This is a genomic window from Curtobacterium pusillum, from assembly GCF_013359865.1.
Classification (GTDB): Bacteria; Actinomycetota; Actinomycetes; order Actinomycetales; family Microbacteriaceae; genus Curtobacterium; species Curtobacterium pusillum.
Window position 1 is genome coordinate 39256 of sequence record NZ_JABMCE010000060.1, and the last position, 20941, is coordinate 60196.

The following is a 20941-nucleotide window of genomic DNA, read 5'->3' on the forward strand; positions in this document are numbered from 1 at the left end:
GGAGCGCCTCGCGATATCGAGCCGTAACGCGCACGCGCATGGGAGAGCGTCGCTGGTGATGTTGGCCGGCGACCCTGGGCTCGGGGGCGCCATCGGCGCTGGCCCTTGCATGGTGACGCCGGCGTTGCTCGTGGTTCCGGTGCTGCCCTGGGTCCGGGCGCTGCGTCAGGGTGTGCGCCACATGTGGGAGTCGGCAGAGGTTCGCTGACGCGCCACGGTGGTGGACGCGAGCGACGAGAGGGCGACGGGTGTCGGCGGCCGGCCCTAGGCTCGCAGGGCACCACACGAGACGGGGGACCCATGCAGATCGGCAGCGACGGGCATGTACTGCTCAGCCCGAGCGACCTCTCCACGTGGGCTGCCTGCGAGTGGGCGTTCCTCCGGCGGATGGACGCCAAGCTCGGACGGGGCGAACCCCTGCCCGAGTCGCACGACGACATGCTCGAGCGCACGGCACGGCTGGGGGACCAGCACGAGCTCGACTACCTCGCGATCCTGAAGGAGACGCGGGACGTCGTCGAGTTCGACCGCCCCGAACCGGCTGACTACGCGGCGGCAGCGGAACAGGCGCTCACCGCGATGCGCAATGGTGCGGACGTGCTCTACCAGCCGACCTTCCACGCGGACGACTTCATCGGCTTCGCCGACTTCATCATCCGGAACGACCGCGGCGAGTACGAGGTCTACGACACGAAGCTCGCCCGCCACGCCAAGATCAGCGCCCTGCTGCAGCTCGCCGCGTACGCGGAGCAGATGCAGGCGCACGGCATCCCCACCGGCGAGCAGGTCCACCTCGTGCTCGGCGACCGGACGACCACCACCCACGACTTGGCCGACATCGCGCCGGTGTACCGGACGCAGCGCGCCGAGCTCAAGCGGGTGATCGCCGAACGCCTGGCGGCCGACGAACCGCTCGCCTGGGGCGATCCGCGCTACGGCTCCTGCGGCCGGTGCGACGTCTGCTCGACCCAGGTGGAAGAGCACCGCGATCTGGTCCTCGTCGCGGGGATGCGCCTCGACCAGCGGACGAAGCTGATCCGGCAGGGGGTGCGGACGATCGACGACCTGGCGGGCCGGACCGCGGCCGTGCCGGGCATGTCGCGCTCGACGCAGGACAGGCTGGTGCGTCAGGCGCGCCTCCAGGTCGAGACAGAAGACGCAGCGCGAGCAGCGCGACGGGCCGGAGCGCCCACCAAGCCGCTCTTCGAGGTCCTCGACGCGCACGCACTTGACGCCATCCCGGCGCCGAATCCGGGCGACGTGTTCTTCGACTTCGAGGGCGACCCGCTGCACACCGAGGACGGCGTGCACTGGGGACTCGACTACCTCTTCGGACTCGTGGACGACCGTGCGGAGTTCGCGGCGTTCTGGGCACACTCCATCCGCGACGAGCGGCAGGCCCTCGTGGACTTCCTCGAGTTCGTCCGGCAGCGCCGCGAGCAGTTCCCGGGCATGCACATCTACCACTATGCGGCGTACGAGCGGACGCACCTGTTGTCCCTCGCGGCACGCCACGGCGTCGGGGAGGAATCGGTGGACGACCTGCTGCGCGCGGGCGTCCTCGTGGACCTGTACCCGATCGTGCGGAAGGCGCTCGTGGTCGGCAGCCACAGCTACTCGATCAAGAAGCTCGAGCCGCTGTACATGGGTGAGGACCTCCGGCTGAGCGACGTCACGAACGCCGCGGACAGCATCACCGCCTACGTCGACGCGATCGAGGAGCTCCGCAACGGCGACGCCGCGGCCGGGCAGCACATGCTCGACGAGGTCGCCGACTACAACGCCTACGACTGCCGGTCGACGCTCCGGCTCCGGGACTGGCTGCTGTCGCTGCGAGCTTCCCAGACCGTGCCCACGGCCGGGCCGGAGACGCTCGACGTCCCGCCGATCCCCGTCGAGCGCGAACCGAACCCGGTGTACGTCGCGCTCGCCGCGGAACTCGCTCACGTCGACGCGCTCGACCGCACACCCGACCAGACCGCGTTGGCGCTCGCCGCCGCCGCGATCGACTACCACCGGCGCGAGGCGAAGACGTTCTGGCAGGACCACTTCGACCGGCTCCGGAACCCGGTGGACGACTGGGCGGACACGCGCGACGTGCTCGTCGTCGAGCGCGTCTCGGTGGAGCGCGACTGGGGCAAGCTCACGGCCCGCCAGCAGCCGTCTCGAGAGCTCCGGTTGTCGGGAACGCTCGCGCCCGGCTCACGCCTTCGGCCTGGAGGCACGCCCCACCTCGTCTACGACGACCCGCTCCCGCCGTCGGTCACCGCTCCGGGCCCCGGGTCGAAGGGCGCGTCGTCTCGCGCGGTCGTGCTCGAGGTCGCCGACAACGGCGACGCGACCGAGGTGCTGCTGAAGGAGAGCCTGCCGACCGGTGGCGAACCGCACGACGACTTCCCGGTGGCACTCTCGCCGGCCGCGCCGCCACGGGCCAAGCCGCAGCCCGAGGCGATCGCGGAGTGGGGTCAGGCGGTGCTCGACGAGCTGCCGTCGATGCTGCCCGATCCCGCGTTCGACCTGCTCCGACGGGTTCCGCCGCGCGGAGCGATCGTCCCCGTGCAGGGCGACGACACCGTGTCGGCCGTCGTGGCGACGCTGCTCGGACTCGACCGGTCGTACCTGGCGATCCAGGGCCCTCCGGGAACGGGGAAGACGTACGTCGGGTCGAACGTGGTCGCTCGGCTCGTCCGCGAGTACGGCTGGCGGGTGGGGGTGGTCGGGCAGTCGCACGCGACGTCGGAGAACTTCCTCGCGTCGGTGGTGGGCGCCGGCGTCCCCACCGACCGGGTCGTCAAGGTGCCGAAGCCCGGCGCGACCGAGGACGAACTCGAGGGTGCAGCGTGGACGCCGGTGAAGAACGGCGCCGCTGTCGCCGCCTTCCTGTCCTCCTGCGAGGCGTCGGGCACCGGCGGGGTCGTCGGTGGGACCGCGTGGACGTTCGCGAACGAGGCAACGATCGAGCGGCGTTCCCTCGACCTGCTCGTCGTCGACGAGGCCGGTCAGTTCTCGCTCGCGCCCACCATCGCGTCCTCGGTCGCTGCGACCAGGCTGCTCCTGCTCGGGGACCCGCAGCAGCTCCCGCAGGTCTCGCAGGGCTCGCACCCCGAGCCGGTCGACGAATCCGCCCTCGGGTGGCTCGCGGACGGTGAACACGTGCTGCCGGATGCGTTCGGGTACTTCCTCGCGCGGACCCGTCGGATGGAGCCAGCGCTGACCGCGTCCGTCTCGGCACTGTCGTACGACGGGCAGCTCGCCTCGATGGCGTCCGGTCGACACCTCGACGGCATCGAGCCCGGCGTGCACCCCGAGCCGATCGTGCACGTGGGCAACACCACCTCCTCGGCGGAGGAAGCCACGCGCGTCGTACAGCTCGTGCAGGACGTCGTCGGGCGGCGATGGGTGGACGGTGACGCGTCCCGGACGCTCACGGACGAGGACGTCATCGTCGTCGCGCCGTACAACGCGCAGGGTGCCGTCATCCGCGAGGCGCTCGACCGGGCCGGACTCAGGGGAACGCAGGTCGGCACGGTGGACCTGTTCCAGGGGCGCGAGGCCGTCGTGTCGATCGTCTCGCTTGCCGCGTCGAGCGCTGCCGACATCCCGCGCGGACTCGACTTCCTGCTCATGCCGAACCGGTTGAACGTGGCGCTGTCCCGGGCGAAGTGGGCGGCGTACCTCGTGTACTCGCCGGCGCTCACCACGGCATTGCCGCCGTCCATCGCGGGGCTGTCGCTGCTGTCCCGGTTCATCGAGCTCGTCGAGCATCGCCCCTGACCGTGCGGGTCGCCGCACCGAGTCGAGCGTTCGGTGGCGGGCATCCGCGGGAACCGACGCGGGACGGTGTCAACCGGCCTCGACCGTGCCGACCGCCGAGCTGTACGTCGCCACCGCTCCGAACCGTGCGCCGATGATCGTGACGGACCAGGCTGATCGGTCGGACGACGTGGAGTAGAGGACGCGCGAACCGTCCGGAACGGCTGCGAGTCCCGTGCCGTCGGTCAGCATGATGCGCTGGGGGCTGCTCATCCCGACGGCGAGCGTCTCCGGGTACGGGCCGCCGCCGAACGACTGCTCCATCACGAAGGCGAGCGTGCCCGCGCTCTGGACGACGGCGGAGCGTTCCGCCTCGGGCGTCGCCGGCGCGGCTTCCGTCGTCTGCGGAACCGCAGCGTGTTGAGCGGGAGCATCGGCCGGCACGGGTACCGGAGGAGTCGGTACGGACGTTGCGTTCGTCGCTGCTGCCGAGGCGTTCGTGGACGGCAGGACCGTGCTCATCGCCTGCCCGCGGTCGCTGATCGGCAACGAGATCGCCGGAAGGTGGACGCCGACCCCGGTGAGCGCCACGGCGATGACTGCGTACGCCATGAGGGCCGTGCCGACGGCTCCGAGGATGGCGCCTCCGCGCCCGCAGGCTCGTGCGACTGACGAGCCCCCTCTCGCGGTCTTCACCACGCGCACGCCGAGCACGACGGCGGTGATCCCTATCGTCGACGCGATGAACCCCGACTGGAGACCAGCCCGCTGAGGTTCGACCAGCCCCATGACGAGGCTCCCGGTCCCGAGCAACATGGCGAGTGTCGCCCATGCCCAGGGACGTGTCGGTCGGCTCGAAGTGCGTCGAGGGAGTGCCGCATCAGCGAGCAACGCGGGCCCCGAACGAGGCGGCTTTCGTGGTGGCGCCGAGGAGAACTCCGGTGGAGACCAATCACGTGGTCCTGGTCCGCCCAGCGGCATCGACGTCCCCCTCATCCGTGCTTGGTCGTCGGCCCAGTCTGGCGGGGTGGCGCCGAGGTGAGCGATCCCCAGAACTGGGTGGGTGTCGGCATGCTCTTCCGTGCGGGGGACTGGCTACGCTCGCGGCGTGATCGACTTCAACAACGGTTCTCTGTTCAAGCTCGCCCAGTGCGACCCGGCTGAGATCGTCCCGCAGATCTCGGGGCTCCTCCTCGACGGCGAGCAGGTCCTCGTCGCGGCGAAGACCATCCGCGACTTCGTCGTCTTCACCGACAAGCGCATCATCGCGGGGAACGTGCAGGGCATCACCGGCAAGAAGCGCGACTTCAGCTCGTTGCCGTACAGCAAGATCCAGGCGTTCTCTGTCGAGACGGCTGGGACGTTCGACCTCGATGCAGAGCTCGAACTCTGGTTCAGCGGCCTCGGGAAGGTCCGGTTCGAGTTCAAGGGCCGCTTCGACATCACCTACCTCGGCAAGCTCATCGCTCACCACGTGCTGTGAGTGCCGCGAACGGGGACTGAAGGATCCGGCTGCGCATTCCTAGGCTTGGCTGTATGAGCTACTCACCCCCGCCGCAGTACCCGTACCAACCCATGCCCGGCGCCTACGGCCAGCAGCCGGGGAACGGGCTGGCCGTGGCTGCGCTCGTCCTCGGCATCTTCGGGTTCCTGGTCACGTGGGTGCCGTTCTTCATCGGGCTGCTCCTCGGCGGTGTCCCGGACGTGCTCGCGATCATCCTCGGCATCTGCGGCATCGTCCGGGCGAACCGTGTCCACCGCGGGATGGGGATGGCCGTGACCGGCCTGGTCCTCGGCGGCCTAGCCTTCATCAGCATCTTCCTCGGAGCGGGCACCGTCTGGTAGTCGGAGTACCCGACTGGGACACGCGCTTCGATCGGCTCGTCGTCCCAGGAATCGCACTCGATCGCCGCCGAGCACGGCGGCCCGAGACCTCGCAGGTCCGTGGCCGCTGCGGTCACCGCGCTCGGGCCTGAGCGCGTCGGAACACGCCTCAGCCCGTCGCCGCCGACGTCGCGGCGGTCGACGCGACCACCCCGGCCACGATCGCGGCGGTCTGGACGTCGGACAGCACCGCGCGGACGGCCGGCGAGGCCCATTCGCCCTCGGCGATCGACTTCACGAGCGCCTTGTCGACCCGGCCGAACTGCTCGCGCAGGGTGCTCGTCGCGTCCAGGAGGCCGATGAGCGCCGCGAGGTATGGCGTCGGCGAGGTCCGCTGCCGGAGCACGTCCGCGATGCCCGACCGCACGAGTGCCTCGGGCCCGCCGTCCCGCTCGGGGTGCCGCGTCGTCGTGAAGAGCACGAGCGTGGTGCGCTGCTCCTCGCTGATGATGCCGCGCTGTACCAGGCCGGCGAGCACCGCGTCACGCAAGGGTCGCTTCCCGAGCCGCTGCACCCACCACTTCGCCTTCCGCGGCGCTCCGGAGGCAGCGATGGACCCGAGCACCTCGTCGAGAGCGGCGTCGCCCGTGACCGTTCCCGAGGCGACCGCGACCTTCCCGCCGTCGAGCGTGACCGCCCCTCGGAGCGCCAGGTCTGCCAGGACGGCTCCGGCGAGACCGATGTCGAGGCGCTGCCCATCGGTGCTGCGCCGACCGTCCGGAGAGATCTGGAGCAGGGCGAAGGCCTGGGGGATCGTCAGCGACTCAGCCATGTTCGCATCGTGCCATGCGTGGTCAGCAGGTGCTCAGGATGCGGTCCATCGCGTCGTGCTCCGCGGGGGCGACCCACAGCCGGTACTGCGTCTTCACCGCGACCTGGTGCTCGATGTACGTGCACCGGAACGACTTGTCCGCCGGCAGCCAGGTCGCCGCATCGCCGGAGCGCTTCTGCGCGTTCGAGTGCCCGTCGACGGCGAACAGGTTCTCCGGGTCGTTCGCCAGGGCTTCGCGTTCGGTCTGGGTGAGCTGCTGCGCTCCGGTGCGCCAGGCGTTCTCGAGCGCGACGACGTGGTCGATCTGCACGAGCGTGGACGTCGTGTTCCCCCGCACGAAGTCGATCGTCGCACCGGTGTACGGCGACACGAGCGTCCCCGTGAGGACCGTGCACGGTCCCTGACGCGTGATGGCGGTGAGGTCCCGCGCCAGCACGTCGTTCCGGGTGTCGCACCCGTTGCGGTCGACGTCGAGCCACGCCGTCCCGAAGTCCGCGACACGGTCGTACCCGGTCGCGGGCGCCTTGCCCTTCACGGGCAGCTGTGCGAGTCGCGTCCGCGCGGTCGCCGCGTCCTCGTGGTCCGTGGCCGTCCCGGTCACCGAGGCGGTCGGACTGGAGGCGCGGGTCGTCTCCGGCGCCGCCGGTTCCGTCGTGATGGTGGGCGCGCCGGACCCCGCGGTCGCGCTGCTCGTGCCGGGTGCGGCCTCGGCATCGGGCGCGAGGATCCCCGCAGTGTGGAGCGTGTACCCGCCGACGGCGAGCGCGAGGACGACGAGGACGGACGTGAGGCTGGTGCGGGTTCGGCGTCGGCGGGACGTCATGCGTGGGTGGTGCTCCTGGTCGTGCGGTGGTGCGGCGGGGCGAGCCGGATGGCCTCGACGATCATGCCGGAGACCGCGGACATCGCGAGGAGGCGGAGCGGGGCGTCGACGACCCCGGGTGTGCGAGGCACCGGCGGGCACGGCGTAGACACGGACGCATGACCGATTACGCGAATCCGTCCGTGTCCGTCACCGGTGGGTCGATGCCGCTCCTGGGCTTCGGCACCTGGCAGATCCCCGATGCCGATGCCCCGGCGGCCGTCGGCGAAGCACTCAGTGCCGGCTACCGTCACATCGACACCGCCACCGGGTACAGCAACCAGCGCGGCGTGGGGAAGGCGATCGCCGGCTCCGGGCTCGCCCGTGACGACGTCTTCGTGACGACGAAGCTGCCGCCGGAGAACGCCGACCGTGTCCGCGGGACGATCGAGGAGAGCCTCGACCAGCTCGGCCTGGACCACCTCGACCTGTGGCTCGTGCACTGGCCGCCGAACGGTGAGGCGCGTCCGGACGTGTGGGAGCAGGTCGTGCAGGCGCAGGCCGACGGGCTCACCCGTGCGGTGGGCGTGAGCAACTACTCGCTCGCGCAGATCGACGAGCTCGTGCAGGAGACCGGCACGACCCCGGCCGTGAACCAGATCAAGTGGAGCCCGGTCGAGTACGACGCGGCGATCGCGGACGGCCTCCGGGACCGGGGTGTGGTCCTCGAGGGCTACAGCCCGTTCAAGGCGAGCAACCTCCAGGACCCGACGCTGCTCGACATCGCGAGGGCGCACGACGTGGACAGCGCCCAGGTGATCGTCGCCTGGCACGTCGCGCACGGGTTCGTCGTGATCCCGAAGTCGTCGAACCCGGAGCGCATCCGGTCGAACGCGGCCGGCGCCCGCGTCGAGTTGACGGCCGAGGAGGTCGCGGCGATCGACGCCCTCGGCCGCTGACGCCGCGCGGCTACTTCCGCGCGCGATCGGCGTGCTCGGCGCCGCTCCGCCGTGTGCATCGTCCGACGTTCCACCCGTCGATCGACTCGTGGAACGTCGGGCCATGCGCGCAGCCCGCGCGCCCGGCGTCACTCCAGGAGCGAGCGGATGTCGTCGGCCGTCAGGTCGTCGGCGAACAGGGCGTCGTCGTCGATCATCGTGGCGAAGAGTTCGGCCTTCTTCGCCGCGAGCGCGAGGACCTTCTCCTCGATGGTGTCCTCCGCGATGAACCGCTGCACGTTCACCGACCGGGTCTGCCCGATGCGGTGCGTCCGGTCGACCGCCTGCGATTCGGCAGCGGGGTTCCACCAGGGGTCGAGTACGAACACGGTGTCCGCCTCGGTCAGGGTCAGCCCGAAGCCGCCGGCCTTGAGCGAGATGAGGAACGCGGGGGCGGTGCCGTTGCGGAAGCGGTCGATGACCTCGGGCCGGCGCCGCGTCGACCCGTCGAGGTACTCGTACCCGATGCCGCGGTCGTCGAGGGCCGTGGCGACCATGCGGAGGAACGACGTGAACTGGCTGAACACGAGCGCGCGTCGTCCCTCGGCGGCGAGCTGCTCGAGTTCGTCGAGCAGCAGGTCGAGCTTCGCCGAGGACACGTCGTCCCGTGACCCGTCGACGAGCGCCGGTGAGAGCGCCAGCATCCGCAGCAGCGTCAGGGACCGGAACACGATCATCCGGTTCCGCGCGAGGTCGTCGATGAGGTCGAGCACCTTCAGGCGCTCCCGGTTCAGCGTCGTCTCGTAGAGCGCCCGGTGCGCCGGGTCGAGCGTCACCCGGACGACCTGCTCCTGCTTCGGCGGCAGGTCGGCGGCGACGCCCTCCTTCGTCCGGCGGAGCATGAGCGGCCGGATCCGTCGCCGGAGCCGCTCGGTCAGCTGACGGCGCGGGTCCCCGCGGAGGTCGGGCGACGACAGCGGCTTCACGTAGTCGTCCCCGAACCGCGACCACGACGACAGCAGCCCGGGCGCGACGATGTGGAACAGCGCCCAGAGGTCGGTCAGCCCGTTCTCGAGCGGCGTCCCGGTGATCGCGAACTTCACCGGCGCGCGCAGGTCGACCGCGACCCGGTGCGTCTGCGACTGCGGGTTCTTCACGAACTGCGCCTCGTCGAGCACGAGGGCCGACCACGGCAGGTCGGTGTACGCACGGGCGTCGAGCCGGAGCAGCGCGTACGAGGTCACGACGACGTCGGCGGCGGCAGCGGTGCGCGCCACGAGGCCCGGGTCCTTCAGCGTCGTCGACCCGATGGTCGCCACGCGCAGACCCGGTGTGAACCGAGCCGCCTCGGACGCCCAGTTGCCGACGACCGAGGTCGGCGCCACGACGAGGAACGGCGGCGCGTCCGGCGATGACTCCCGTGCCGCCGCGATCGTCGTCAGCACCTGGAGGGTCTTGCCGAGACCCATGTCGTCGGCGAGCACCCCGCCGATGCCGTGCGACAGCAGGAACGACAGCCACGCGTACCCGGCGTGCTGGTAGGGCCGGAGGTCGGCGTGCACCGACGGCGGGACGGCGACCGAACCCGGCGGGGTCGCGCCGAGCAGCCCGGACGCGATCGCCTGCCACCGTTCGTCGTGGGAGGTCTCGTCGGCGAGCTGGTCGAACTCCGACCAGATCCCGGCCTGCAGCGGCGTCACCGTCATCGGCTGGTCCGGTTCCCACTCGTCGAGGTCGCGGGCCTGCTCGATGAGCTCCTTCAGCCGGTCGAACGCGCGGTCGGACAACGACAGGTACGAGCCGTCGATGAGCTTGAGCCGTCGGTCCCGCTTGGCGAGCGCCCGGAGCAGCGGCGTGAACGGGATCTCCTTCCCGTTCACGCTGACGACGATCCCGAGGTCGAACCAGTCGTGCTTCTCGGACGGCATCGTCGTGACACGGATGTGCGGACGACCGGTCAGCCGCTCGTGGTCGACGCGCTCGCCCTGCACGACCGTCCGGACGCCGAGGCCCGGGAGTTCCGGCAGCAGCTCGTTCGAGAAGACCGCGACGTCGGCGCCCTCGACGGTGCCGTCCTCGAACCACGCCAGGCCGCCGCCGGGTCCGGGAGGCGCGGCTCGGCCCGCGTCGTCGGCCGCCGGTTCCGAGGGGGCCGGGTCGTCGGCCGCGCGCAGGCCCGACAGGTCGGGGAGCGGTCCGTGCAGCGCGACGGGGTCCTTGCGGCCGTCGACCTGCCACCGCCACTGCAGGTGCACGCGGTCGTCCGTCCGGGGCGCGCGGGCCGGTTCGAAGGTCGCCGTGAGGACGAGTTCGGGCGGCGTGCGCTCGGGCAGCTCGATCGACCCGTCGGAGCTGACGAGCCCGAGTGCCCCGCGGAGCTTCGGGGACCAGTCCGCGAGGAACTCCTCGACCTCGGACTCCGGCACGGTGATCCGGGCGCCCTCGACGAGCATGCGGCGCTGGTCCTCCGGCACGGGGGCCGGAGTCGGGGCGAACGCGACGTGGAACTCCGGGCTCTCACGGAAGGCGTAGACGCCGTGGTCGCCGATCATCCGCGCGGCACCCTCGGCGACCGGTCGGCCGTCGAGGACCGCGCTCGCACCGATCACCAGTCCGCCGTCGTGCCGGGCGGCGTCGAGCAGGACGCGGGCCTCGGTGCCGAGCACCGCGCCGCCCGCACGCTTCCCGGTGACGAACGCGATCCCGAGCCCGTGTGCCTGCGCGAGCAACGGCCACAGCAGCGGGCTGCCGAAGTCGTCGAGGTGGATCCAGTCCGCCTCGCCGGGCAACCCCGCGAGCTGTCCGGCGCGGTGGAGGGCGGCGAACTGCAGGAACCAGCCGTGCTGCTCGGGGGCGAGGCCGAGCCGGTTCAGCGAGTACGGCAGCGTGCCCCACGTCAGCTGCCCGCGGACCCAGTTGCCGGCGTCGCTCTGGGTCACCGGGCGGACGCCGAGCCGCACGGACCGCGAGGCCGTCGGGAGCGCTCGACCGGCCGCCCTCGCGCGGGACGCCAGCCGGGCGGAGACCGCGTCACGCAACTCGAACTGCAGACCCATGGGGGTGCCCTGCGGGGTGACCGCCTGCTCGTCGTCACCGGCGAGGCGGGCGAGGTCGTGCCTCCAGTCCGGGGGTGGCGGAGCCGGCGCTTCCTGGTGTGGGCCGGCGGCCGCGGCGAGGGCGCGCGCGTTGACGGTGAGGAGCGCGGCGGCGACGTGCTTGCACTCGCCGCCGAGGGGACAGGTGCACGTGCTGCGGACGGGGCGGACGAACTCGCCGCGGGCCGGTGTGGTCTCGACGCGGAGCTCGTACGGGTCGTCGGCGGAGCCGAGGACCGCCGCGGTGACGGTGCCGTCATCGTCGTGCCAGACGGCGTCGTCGACCAGACCGGCCCGGACGAGGTCGCGCGCACGGCCGAAGGTCTGCGGCCCGACGAAACGGATGACGTCGACGGCGTCGATCATCGGGGTGGCAGGCACGGCACAACTCTGCCAGGTGCCACCGACCCCGGCGGGCCGTCGCCCGAGCGATACTGGGACGGTGACGACCATGCGAGGCGAACTCCGATCGACCGCGACCCGGGAATCCGAGGGCAGCGGGGACAACATCGAAGCGGCTCGGCAGGCCGCGATCGCGGCGCTCGACCTGGACGGGTTCGAGCTGCAGCAGATCAACGCGGTCACGAGCAAGGCGACCGGCGAGACGACCGTCCGGGCGCTCGCACGCGCACGGGACACGAAGCCGCACGAGGCGACCGGCAGCAGCTACCAGGACGCGCTCCGGGCGTTCCGCGAGTCGGTCCCCGAGGGGTGGCAGGCGCAGAACGTGCGCGAGGTGCGGGAAGGCAGTGCACCGCCCGCTTGATCGGGTCGCGACCGCTGACCTTTGACCGCTGACCGCTCAGGTCGCGTCCCAGCTCCTGACCCAGTCGATCATCAGGTGCCCGCTCGAGCCCCAGTTGCCGATCTGGAACATGTACCGGTGCGGTGTGGTCGGCACGTCGTGCGTCACCGACAGGACCAGCTTGCCGTCGAGGTAGTACCGCACGTACTTCCCCGGCACCCACTGCGTGGTGTAGGTGTGCCAATCGCTCCAGGACACGTCCGCGGTGTACGACACCTTGTCCTGTTCGTGCCCGGGCACCATCGAGTGGTGGAAAGCGTGGACCGCGCCGTCGAAGTTCCCCTCGGGGTAGTTCATCTCGCCCTCTGACCAGTCGTCCGACGTGGGCCAGAGCATCACGGCGAGGCCGTTGTCACCGCCGCCCGTGGCTCGGGCACGGATGCTGAACGTGCCGCCGACGTGGGACCACGCGCCCGTCGGGGTGCCGAACGTGCCCGCGGCGCCGTGCTCGCCGTCCATCGCGACGTCCATGTAGCCGTCGTGGGCGCTGATGATCTGCCCGCTCCAGTACTTCCCACCCATGCCGTCGGGGTACGGCTGCCAGGACTGCGCGTAGGTCGCGGCGAACGGGCCCCCCGCAGCGGCAGGGGTGTCGAAGTCCTCCGAGAACGTCGGGGTGCCGAGGTCGGGAAGGGTCGGGACGGGGCTCGCTGAGGGGGTCGGCACGGCAAGTCCGGCGGAGTCGGGTTCGCCGGACTCGGCGGTGCGCGCGGCCGTCAGGGTCAGCGCCGCGGAGAGCACCGCGATCGTCGCGATCATGAGCATGCGTTTGACCATGGGGACCGCCGGCCGTCCGTTTCGTGAGTGATGTCGTCACGAGGCTAGGGAGCCGGATGCCCTGCTTCTGCCCCCTGCACGGGGGGTGTCCGCATCAGTACTGGGAAGTGCGGACAGACCGTGCGGGACACGTGCGGTTCCGCCACGGCGCCGGTGCGGTCATCCGCATGCCGGTTGCGGTTCGGTGCGGTCCCGTGCGGGGCCGTGCGGTCTCGCGCAACGGCGGGCGCGTGCGGTCGGGCGCGGCCGTGTTCAGCGGTCGGTGCGGTCTGCGAGCGCGCTGTGGCGGCGCGAGTACCCGAAGTACACGCCGAGGCCGATCGCGAACCAGACCGCGAAGCGCACCCAGGTCTCCCACTGCAGGAACGTCACGAGCCACAGCGACGCGATGACGCCGATGGCGGGGATGACCGGCATGAACGGCAGGCGGAACTGGCGGTCGAGGTCGGGCTGGCGGTAGCGGAGCACGATCACGGCGCTGCAGACGACCACGAACGCGAGCAGGATGCCGATGTTCGTCAGTTCGGCGACGACCCCGATCGGCAGCACACCGGCGAGGACCGCCGACGCGATGCCGAGGATCCAGGTCACGCGGGTGGGGACGTGGCGCTTCGGGTCCGTCTTCGCGAACCACTTCGGCATGAGGCCGTCGCGGCTCATCGAGAACCAGACGCGGCTCGCACCCAGCATGAAGGTCACGAGGACGGTGATGATGCCGACGATGGCGCCGATCGCGATGACGTTCGCCACCCCGCCGAGGCCGACCGACGCGAACGCCGACGAGAAGCCCGAGGCGGGGTCGATGTCGGTGTACTTCTGCATCCCGGTCAGCACCAGCGTCGCGAGGACGTAGAGGATCATCGAGATGCCGAGGGACAGCAGGATCGCCTTCGGCATGTGCTTGCGGGCGTCGGTGGACTCCTCGGCCGCGGTCGACATGGCGTCGTAGCCGAACACCGCGAAGAACACCGTCGCGGCGCCGGTCATCACGCCGCCGAAGCCGAACGGGAAGTACGGCGAGTAGTTGCCGCTGTTGATGTGGAACACGCCGAGCACCACGATGAGCACGACGAGACCGACCTTGATGCCGACGGCGACGAACTCGAACCGGGCGGCGCTGCGGATCCCGCGGGTCAGGACGAACGCGGTGAGCAGGCAGAGGATGATCGCGAAGACGTCGATCACGTGCCCGTCGCCCGTGCCGGGAGCGCCGAGCATCCAGGCGGGCAGGTCCACGCCGAACTGCCCGACGAGGAACCCGACGTACCCGGAGATCCCGATCGCGACCACCGCCACGATCGCGGTGTACTCGAGGAGCAGGTCCCAGCCGATGAACCACCCGACGATCTCGCCGAGGACCGCGTAGCCGTACGTGTACGCGCTGCCGGCCTTCGGGATGAGTCCGGCGAACTCCGCGTACGACAGCGCAGCGGCGGCACTCGCGACACCGGCGACGAGGAAGCTGATGAGGACGGCGGGGCCGGCGACGCCGTTCGCGACCGTGCCGGCGAGGGTGAAGATGCCTGCCCCGATGATGCCGCCGATGCCGATCGCGGTCAGCTGCCAGAGGCCGAGGTGCCGTCGGAGGCCGCCCTCGCCCCCGGTCTCGTCCTCGATCGTCTCGATCGGCTTCCGTCGGAACAGGGTGCGTGTCGTCGTCGTCATGCGCCCACTCTGCACCCTGGGCGCGTTCCGCGTGCGGCGGACCGACCGGGGACGACCGAGTCACCGGAGCCCGCAGCCGTGCACGGTTCCACGGCTCAGCGGTGGGCGTACGGCGACCAGAACGGCGGTGGGAACGCGCCTCCCGTCACGATGACGAGCAGCTGCCACACGAGCATCACCAGGCCGAGTCCGCCGAGGACGATCCCGATCCACGCCCACACCCGTACGGCACGCCGGCCGCGCCGGGCGATCGCGAGCGCCCGCCACCCGCTCGCGACGCACACCACGCCGAACACCGCTCCGAGCGCCACGTGCTTCCCCATCGACGCGGCCGGCACGATGATCCCCATGAAGAAGGCGACCGGCCCGAGGAGCACGGCGAGGGTCGCGGGGACGGCGGCCGGCTCGTGGTCCCGCGCGGCTGCTCCCATGCGTCTGAATCTACCGACCCGGGCGTGCGGATGTCCGATCGCGGCACCGGCGGACCTCGGCGCCGCCGGACGAGCACGATGGGGGCATGCGTTCCTTCCTGCGCGTCCTCCTCGGGCTCACCCTCGCCGGCCGGCTCCCCGGGCAGCCGCTGCTGGTCGCCGCCGCGCCCGGGTCCGTCCGTGGGTGGCGAGGGTGATGGACGCGCCGGTCGCTGCGGATCCGCTCGGGTCGGGTCCGGCGGCGTTCGGACGGGAGGCGCGACACCCGCTGGCAGGTGGTCGTCGCGTCGTCGACGTGGTCGCCACCATCGCGCTGCTGGTCCTGCTGGCAGCGGAGTCGGTGGTCGCCGGTGGCGGGATCGTGTTCCTGTCGCTCGCGTTCAGTTCGTGTGACGTTCCGGGGAACACCTGCAACGAGACGCTCGGTGGAGCGGTCGTGTACACCGGGCCGGTCCTCGTCGCGCTCGTCCTCGTCGCCACGCTGGTCGTCTGCGTGCTGCGGCTCGTGCGGCGCCGACTGTCGTGGCCGTTCGCCCTGGTCGGCATCGCGGCCGTCGTGGCGGTGTTCTTCGGGGCGATCCTGCTCGTGGACAGCGCGATCACCCACGGCATCTGAGGACTGATCCGTCGGTCGGCGGTTCCTCCACAGGTCGTGTTCCGAGGACAGCGGTCCACAGAACGGCGTCGGGGCCGCTCGGGGTGCGCGCCGTTCCGCGACGCTGGGGACATGCCAGACACCGACATGCTCGACCGCCTCATCCGCACCGCAGTCCGCACCGACGACGACGTGGTGGACCTCGTCGCCGACCTCGTCGAACGCCCGATCACCCGGCAGTGCTGGGTGCTGTTCCTCGACGAACGAGCCGTCCCGGTGTCGTTCGTCATGCCGATCTCCGACCTGCCGTGGCAGCCGGACGAGCACGTCGAGGACTTCGCTGCTCTCGTGGCGGACGTCCTCGTGCAGGTCGCCGCGACCGAGGTCGTGCTCGTGTGGGAGCGCCCGGGGGAGTCCCGGCTCTTCCCCGTCGACTGGGAGTGGGTGGACGCCTGCGCCTGCGCGTTCGAGGAGCGTCACGTCCGACTCCGGGCCCAGGTGGCCGTCCACACCGGCGGCATCGCGATCGTGTCGCTCGACGAGGTCGACGAGGCCGACCACGGACCGATCGCGCTCGCGTCGTGACGTGCCGGTCAGCTCTCGGGCGCCGCGTCGGGCACGGTCTGCCCGGTGAGTCCCTCGACCACGGCCTTCGCCTCCGGCCAGAACCTGGCGTAGTGGTCGGGGTCCGAGTTGATCTGGACGGCGTGCGCCAGCTGCGTCGGCGTCATCGTCTTCCAGCCCGGGACCTTCACGAGCTTCGCGTAGAACATCGACGCCGCCGTGTACGGGTCCATCCGCTGCTCGTACGTGCCCCACGCACCGTTGTCCCGCTGCTGGAAGAGCCCGCGGCTGTCGGGTCCGGCGGCGTCCCCGTGGTCGAGGTTCACCAGGCTGGACTCGCCGATCGCGGTCATCACGCCGACGGCCTGCGTGTGCGGGCCGATGCCGAGGGCCTGCGCGGCCTGGATGACGTAGGCGGCGTTCACCAGACGGTCCTGGCAGAAGCCGCCGACCGGACCGGCGGGGACGACGATGCCGCCGACCGTCTTCGTCGCCACGTCCGGGCACGTCGGGACGGCGTCGGCGGTGGCCGACTTCGCGGCACCGGTCAGGGAGTTCACCGCGATGACGACCACGACGATGACACCGATGCCGATCGCGACGACGCCCGCGCCGAACACCGATGCGAGCGTGATGCCGACGCGGCGCATGGCGGGTCCTCTCGGGCGGGGCGGGTCAGGCGGAGCACGAAGAGGCTACGTGCGCCGCCTGGGAACCGCACCCGCCCGATCGGGGGTGTCGTCGGCGTTCGCCGGGTCAGACGTCCCGGTGCTCGTGGTCGTGCGGGCGCTGCACAGCGGTCGGCTCGGTGACGAGTCCAGTGGGCGCCTTCTCGGCCCGCTTGCGGCCGTGGGTGAACCACGTGACGATCCAGAGCAGGATGCCGAGCGCGAGCAGTGCACCGGCGATCTGGTACTGCTGCGGGTCGCGGCCGGACGAGAACGGCAGCACCAGCCACAGGCACGTGACCACCCCGATGATCGGCACGATCACCCCGGCACGGAAGTGCTTGTGCCCGACCCTGTCGCGCCGGAGCACCAGCACCGCGGCGTTCACGACGGCGAACACGGACAGCAGCAGGAGCGAGGTGGTGCCACCGAGGACGACGACGATGGGGGACTCGGGGTCCAGCGACACCCAGCCGATCAGCGCGAGCGAGATGAGCGTGGTGAAGACGATCGCGGTGGACGGGGTGCGGCGGGTCGGGGAGACGCGCGAGAGGAACCCCGGGAGGACACCCTGCTTGCTCATCCCGTACAGCAGCCGCGACGCCATCATCATGTTGATCAGCGCCGTGTTGGCGACGGCGAACATCGAGATGAACGGCAGCAGGTCGGCGATGGGGAAGTCCGGTGCCGCGGTCTGCACGACCGTGACGAGCGGCGTCTCGTTGCCGGCGAGTTCACCGATCGGCACCACGGCGACGGCGCAGATCGACACGAGCACGTAGATCACGGCGGTGATGCCGAGGCCGGTGAGCATGACCTTCGGGAAGATGCGGGAGGGGTCCTTCGTCTCCTCGGCCATGTTCACCGAGTCCTCGAAGCCGACCATCGCGAAGAACGCCAGCGACGTGGCGGTCGACACCGAGAGGAGGAGCGTCTTGTCCTCGGGTGTCTCGAACATCACGACGCGGGAGAAGTCCGCGTCGCCGCCGGCGATCGCCCAGAACCCGATGAGGATCACCATGACGAGACCGGACAGCTCGACCAGGGTGAGCACGACGTTCGTCTTCACGCTCTCGCTGACGCCGCGGAAGTTGACCGCCATCACGGCGAGCATGAAGCCCATCGCGATGAGCATCACCACCGCGTTCGGAAGCTCGAGACCGAAGCCCGCGCCGAGGTTCGCCGCGAACGCCCGGGACGCCGTCGACGCCGACGTGATGCCCGAGCACATGACGATGAACGTGACGATGAAGGTGACGAAGTGGATGCCGAACGCCTTGTGGACGTAGAGGGCGGCTCCCGCCGTCTGCGGGTACTTCGTCACGAGTTCGAGGTACGAGAACGCCGTCAGCAGCGCCACGGCGAACGCGATGAGGAAGGGGAGCCACGCTGCTCCGCCGACCTCCGCCGCGACCTGACCCGTGAGCGCGTACACGCCCGTGCCGAGGATGTCCCCGACGATGAACAGCAGCAGGAGTTTGGGACCGATGACCCGCCGGAGCTCGGTCTGCTCCTGCTGCGGGCGCTCTGTGTTGGTGGTGGCCATGCGTCAGCCTCTCCGGGGCGACAGCATTCTGTCCGCTTTCACAGGAAGCTCCCCGCTGATCGCAACACGGTCGTGTCCTGCCCGACGCGCGCACCCCGGACGTGCACGGGGACGGACCGCTACGCTCCGAGCCATGTACGACGAGTCGAACACCACCGAAGAGCCCGTCGAGTTCGCCGACTTCAACGCCAAGCTGCTCGTGCTCGACGTGCTCTGCTACGACCTCGACGTCCTCGAACCGTACGACCCCGAGGGTGAGGACGACGGGGACGAGGACCTCGACGTCGAGGGGCAGGACGACCGGGCGCGCGAGTACTACGACGATCTGGAACTCCTGCCGTCGCAGCTGTCGCTCGTCACGGAGCTCACGGTGGACTCCGACCTCGAGGTCCTGCAGGACGTGCACCCCGGGTGGGACGGCTCCGACGACCGGTACGACCCGCAGAACTGGGACGACGTGCTGGACCTGCCGGCCCTCACGACCGTGTACGCCGCGGCACCGCTTCCCGCGCACGTCGTCGAACGGCTCACCGCGAAGGGCGTCGAGGTCCGCTCCGCCTGACCACGCGCGGTGAACGCCTGCCGGACTACTGGTCCAGCGCCAGCAGCTGCTCGGTGAACTGCTTCGCGCCGCCCTGCGCCGGGTGCCGCACCGCGATCGCGTCGATGCCCGCCAGCGCTAGGGCTCCCTGGGCCTTCCGTCCCACCGCGACCACCCGGACGGCGGACGCACCACCCAGGGCCTCGAGCAGTGCGAGCGACACCGGGGCGCCGTCGCGCACCTCGGCCGGCCGCGGCGTCCGGTTCGTCAGCCGATCCGGTGCCGCGAACGGGTGGTGCGGGAAGATCGCCCACGCCAGCGGCAGCGCACCGCGCCACGACGCGAGGGCGGCCTGCACGACACGCGACGACGCCTCCCACGGGGCGGTCGGCGCCGGCGGCACGAGGTACTCCGGCCCGAGTTCGCGCATGCTCGTGAACGGCACCCCCGTGTTCGTCATGCCGCGCCAGCCCGGGGCCTCGGCGACGAGCAGCGTGTCCGCGCCGGAGCCGACGACCGTCAGGTAGCGATCCAGGTTCGCGCGCCGGAGCCGTCCCTCGTCGGACGCGACGTCGTACAGCGCCTCGGCGTCGTCCGCGCACGGGACGGCGTCGAGCGCGGCCCAGAACCCGTCGAACCGTCCCGCCGTGCTCACGAGCGTCCGAGCACCCGGCGGTAGACGTCCTCGAGTCCCGCGGCGGACCGCTCCCAACTCAGCCGTTCGGCGTGTTCGCGACCCGCGGCGGCCAACGATGCCGAGTAGGAGGAGTCCGTCAGGATCCGCTCGATCTCCGCCGCCCAGACCGCAGGGTCACGGGACTCGAGCACCACCCCGGTCTCACCGTCGACCACGGCCTCGCGGAGACCCCCGGCAGCGGCGGCCACGACGGGCACCCCGGAAGCGGAACCCTCGAGCGCGACGAGGCCGTACGTCTCCGAGTGCGACGGCACGAGCACGGCTGCCGCGCCGCGGAACAGGAACGCCAGGTCGGCACGCGACTGCGGACCGACGAACGTCACGCGGTCGCCGATGCCGTGCGCCTCGGCGAGACGACGCAGTTCGTCCACGTAGCCGCCCGCCTCGCTCGAGGCGTCCCCGGCGATGACGAGGGTGGGTCGCGCCTCCTGGCTGATGCCGGCGATCGCCTCGATGGCCAGGTCCAGTCCCTTCAGCGGCTGCACCCGCGCCGCGGCGACCACGTAGGGGACGGCGGCGCGGCGTGAGCCGGCTGCGGCGGGGCGGAAGACGGAACCGTCGACGCCCGGCAGGACGATCCAGACACGCGCGTCGTCGCCGCCGAGGCGGGTCCGCACCGTCGACGCCTCGGCCTCGGAGACGACCACGACCGCGTCGGAGTCGCGCGCGAGGAGCTGCTCGCCGGCCATCCGCCCCGCGGACTCCGGCCGTTCGCCCTCGGACAGCGGGGTGTCGCTGCCCGCGGCGATCGAGTGGAAGGACTGCACGTGCGGGATGCCCCGCTCGCGGGCGACGGGCAGCGCGGCCACGCCGGAGAACCAGTGGTGCGAGTGCAGGACGTCGAACGGGCCGAGACGTTCGAGCTCGTGCCGGAACGGTTCGATGAACGCGTCGTGCTCGCCCTTCGGCACCGGCTCGGCGGGCCCGGCGGACAGGAACCGCAGGCAGACGCCCGGGACGAGCGACACCGAGTCCGGCTGCGTCGGCGACGAGCGGCGCGTGATGATGTCGACGTGGTGACCGCGGTCGGCGAGGGCCTCGGCCTGGTGGCGGACGACGACGTTCATGCCGCCGACCTCGCCGGAGCCGGGTTCGTCACCGGGGGAGGTGTGCAGCGACACCAACCCGACGCGCAGGGGTTCGGTGGTGGTGCTCACCGGCTCAGCCTAGCCGCGCCGCTCCCGCTGTGACGGGCCTGCAGGACCCACCACGACGGCCGGCGGCCTGCCCCGGCCAGCGGGTCGGACGGGAGGCGCGGCGCACCCGCGCGAGACGGGTCACCGCTCACGAACTGCATTCGCTCGCCGGTCCACTCCGACGTACGAGCCACCCTCCCGTCCCGCCCGTGTCCGCTGGACGCGGCTGCCCCGTTGTGGGGGGTCGTGGCGGTGGTCCGTCTCCCACACGC

The 20941-nt window shown here is 71.3% G+C and carries 20 protein-coding genes; 8 read left to right on the forward strand and 12 right to left on the reverse strand.

Annotation, left to right across the window (positions count from 1 at the left end; translation table 11 throughout):
- Nucleotides 1-300: 300 nt before the first annotated feature.
- On the forward strand, nt 301-3774 hold the full coding sequence (locus HP507_RS04755; protein WP_175350701.1) for a TM0106 family RecB-like putative nuclease: 3474 nt from the start codon (nt 301-303) through the stop codon (nt 3772-3774).
- A 69-nt stretch (nt 3775-3843) separates the two neighbouring features.
- Here HP507_RS04755 and HP507_RS04760 read toward each other — a convergent pair whose 3' ends face one another.
- On the reverse strand, nt 3844-4569 hold the full coding sequence (locus HP507_RS04760) for a hypothetical protein (protein ID WP_175350702.1): 726 nt from the start codon (nt 4567-4569) through the stop codon (nt 3844-3846).
- Between the two features lie 292 nt (nt 4570-4861).
- Between HP507_RS04760 and HP507_RS04765 the strand changes: the two genes are divergently transcribed.
- Together HP507_RS04765 and HP507_RS04770 are read left to right on the forward strand one after the other, a co-directional pair.
- Nucleotides 4862-5236: a PH domain-containing protein gene (locus HP507_RS04765; RefSeq protein WP_175350703.1), complete on the forward strand. Its 375-nt coding sequence runs from the start codon at nt 4862-4864 to the stop codon at nt 5234-5236.
- 53 nt (nt 5237-5289) lie between these two features.
- Nucleotides 5290-5598: a hypothetical protein gene (locus HP507_RS04770; RefSeq protein WP_175350704.1), complete on the forward strand. Its 309-nt coding sequence runs from the start codon at nt 5290-5292 to the stop codon at nt 5596-5598.
- Between the two features lie 148 nt (nt 5599-5746).
- On the opposite strand, the gene HP507_RS04775 is transcribed toward HP507_RS04770, so the two are convergent.
- Genes HP507_RS04775 through HP507_RS18145 form a run of 3 tightly spaced genes read right to left on the reverse strand, consistent with a single transcriptional unit; the run spans nt 5747 to nt 7363 of the window.
- Entirely contained in the window at nt 5747-6409 is a 663-nt protein-coding gene (locus tag HP507_RS04775; protein ID WP_175350705.1) for a GOLPH3/VPS74 family protein, read from the reverse strand.
- A gap of 22 nt (nt 6410-6431) precedes the next feature.
- A complete protein-coding gene (locus HP507_RS04780; RefSeq protein ID WP_175350706.1) occupies nt 6432-7232 on the reverse strand; it encodes an HNH endonuclease family protein in 801 nt (266 codons plus the stop codon).
- Complete coding sequence (locus HP507_RS18145) at nt 7229-7363, reverse strand: hypothetical protein (protein ID WP_271207069.1); 135 nt, start codon at nt 7361-7363, stop codon at nt 7229-7231. The genes HP507_RS04780 and HP507_RS18145 overlap by 4 nt, the downstream gene beginning before the upstream one ends.
- A gap of 27 nt (nt 7364-7390) precedes the next feature.
- On the opposite strand from HP507_RS18145, the gene HP507_RS04785 reads away from it, so the two are divergent.
- On the forward strand, nt 7391-8170 hold the full coding sequence (locus tag HP507_RS04785) for an aldo/keto reductase (protein WP_217508499.1): 780 nt from the start codon (nt 7391-7393) through the stop codon (nt 8168-8170).
- Nucleotides 8171-8298: 128 nt separating this feature from the next.
- On the opposite strand, the gene HP507_RS04790 is transcribed toward HP507_RS04785, so the two are convergent.
- Nucleotides 8299-11625, reverse strand: a complete 3327-nt coding sequence (locus HP507_RS04790; RefSeq protein WP_175350707.1) for a DEAD/DEAH box helicase — start codon at nt 11623-11625, stop codon at nt 8299-8301.
- A 61-nt stretch (nt 11626-11686) separates the two neighbouring features.
- On the opposite strand from HP507_RS04790, the gene HP507_RS04795 reads away from it, so the two are divergent.
- A complete protein-coding gene (locus HP507_RS04795) occupies nt 11687-12010 on the forward strand; it encodes a hypothetical protein (protein ID WP_175350708.1) in 324 nt (107 codons plus the stop codon).
- A 36-nt stretch (nt 12011-12046) separates the two neighbouring features.
- Here HP507_RS04795 and HP507_RS04800 read toward each other — a convergent pair whose 3' ends face one another.
- From HP507_RS04800 to HP507_RS04810, 3 genes are all read right to left on the reverse strand, one after another.
- Nucleotides 12047-12814, reverse strand: coding sequence for a glycoside hydrolase family 16 protein (locus HP507_RS04800; RefSeq protein ID WP_254700937.1), 768 nt, complete (start codon nt 12812-12814; stop codon nt 12047-12049).
- A gap of 264 nt (nt 12815-13078) precedes the next feature.
- Nucleotides 13079-14491, reverse strand: a complete 1413-nt coding sequence (locus HP507_RS04805; protein WP_175350710.1) for an amino acid permease — start codon at nt 14489-14491, stop codon at nt 13079-13081.
- 95 nt (nt 14492-14586) lie between these two features.
- Nucleotides 14587-14922, reverse strand: a complete 336-nt coding sequence (locus HP507_RS04810; protein ID WP_175350711.1) for a hypothetical protein — start codon at nt 14920-14922, stop codon at nt 14587-14589.
- A 295-nt stretch (nt 14923-15217) separates the two neighbouring features.
- Here HP507_RS04810 and HP507_RS18580 point away from each other — a divergent pair, with 295 nt between their 5' ends.
- Both HP507_RS18580 and HP507_RS04820 read left to right on the forward strand, forming a co-directional pair.
- Entirely contained in the window at nt 15218-15538 is a 321-nt protein-coding gene (locus tag HP507_RS18580) for a hypothetical protein (RefSeq protein WP_175350712.1), read from the forward strand.
- A gap of 111 nt (nt 15539-15649) precedes the next feature.
- Nucleotides 15650-16102, forward strand: a complete 453-nt coding sequence (locus HP507_RS04820) for a hypothetical protein (protein ID WP_175350713.1) — start codon at nt 15650-15652, stop codon at nt 16100-16102.
- An 8-nt stretch (nt 16103-16110) separates the two neighbouring features.
- Here HP507_RS04820 and HP507_RS04825 read toward each other — a convergent pair whose 3' ends face one another.
- Nucleotides 16111-16731, reverse strand: a complete 621-nt coding sequence (locus tag HP507_RS04825; RefSeq protein WP_175350714.1) for a hypothetical protein — start codon at nt 16729-16731, stop codon at nt 16111-16113.
- Between the two features lie 106 nt (nt 16732-16837).
- Nucleotides 16838-18295 carry an APC family permease gene (locus HP507_RS04830; RefSeq protein WP_175350715.1) on the reverse strand — a complete coding sequence of 486 codons (1458 nt, stop codon included), beginning with the start codon at nt 18293-18295 and terminating at the stop codon, nt 16838-16840.
- Nucleotides 18296-18428: 133 nt separating this feature from the next.
- On the opposite strand from HP507_RS04830, the gene HP507_RS04835 reads away from it, so the two are divergent.
- Nucleotides 18429-18857: a DUF6892 domain-containing protein gene (locus HP507_RS04835; protein WP_175350716.1), complete on the forward strand. Its 429-nt coding sequence runs from the start codon at nt 18429-18431 to the stop codon at nt 18855-18857.
- A gap of 25 nt (nt 18858-18882) precedes the next feature.
- Here HP507_RS04835 and HP507_RS04840 read toward each other — a convergent pair whose 3' ends face one another.
- Together HP507_RS04840 and HP507_RS04845 are read right to left on the reverse strand one after the other, a co-directional pair.
- Complete coding sequence (locus HP507_RS04840; protein WP_175350717.1) at nt 18883-19491, reverse strand: uracil-DNA glycosylase; 609 nt, start codon at nt 19489-19491, stop codon at nt 18883-18885.
- Entirely contained in the window at nt 19488-20690 is a 1203-nt protein-coding gene (locus HP507_RS04845; protein WP_175350718.1) for a glycosyltransferase, read from the reverse strand. Before HP507_RS04845 ends, HP507_RS04840 begins: the two co-directional genes overlap by 4 nt.
- Between the last annotated feature and the right edge of the window lie 251 nt (nt 20691-20941).